We start from the raw sequence: 400 nt of genomic DNA, 5'->3' as shown, positions 1-400 counted from the left end.
ATCACGACGCAACACCCGGCCGACCGTCCTGCAGCAGGCGCGCGAGCAGGCCGCCGAGCTGCTCGGCGTCAACCGAGAGCGCGTCGCCACGCTGCGCCGGGCAGCCCAGCAGGAGGCCGATATCCACCTGCTGGGCTGGTCCTGTCCACCACGGCCGTCCTGAGTGAGCGCCTAGTCCAGATCCCAGCCCGGGCCCGGATCGGTGCTGTTGCCCCAGGAGGTGCAATCCCACGCAGTGGTCTTGACGCAGCCGCGGAAATAGCGGCCCTCGGTGCCCTCGTTGACCGCCCGCGACGTGACCGAGTCGTACCCGCCGCCAACGGTGGCGTGGCAGTTCTTCACCTCACCCTTGTAGGTCCAGTCCAGGGAGACGGTGTCGCCGGCACTGAGCTGGTCACCC

1 protein-coding gene is annotated in these 400 nt (G+C 69.5%); it reads right to left on the bottom strand.

Annotated features, from left to right (window positions below):
* Positions 1-171: 171 nt before the first annotated feature.
* Positions 172-400, bottom strand: a 229-nt coding sequence (locus V5E28_RS49190) for a hypothetical protein (protein ID WP_336217216.1), incomplete at its 5' end; no start/stop codon positions are given.

The sequence above is a fragment of the Nonomuraea sp. LPB2021202275-12-8 genome (assembly GCF_037044575.1).
Classification (GTDB): domain Bacteria; phylum Actinomycetota; class Actinomycetes; order Streptosporangiales; family Streptosporangiaceae; genus Nonomuraea.
Note: the sequence above shows the minus strand (reverse complement) of the source record. Positions and strands in the feature narration are given on the sequence as shown.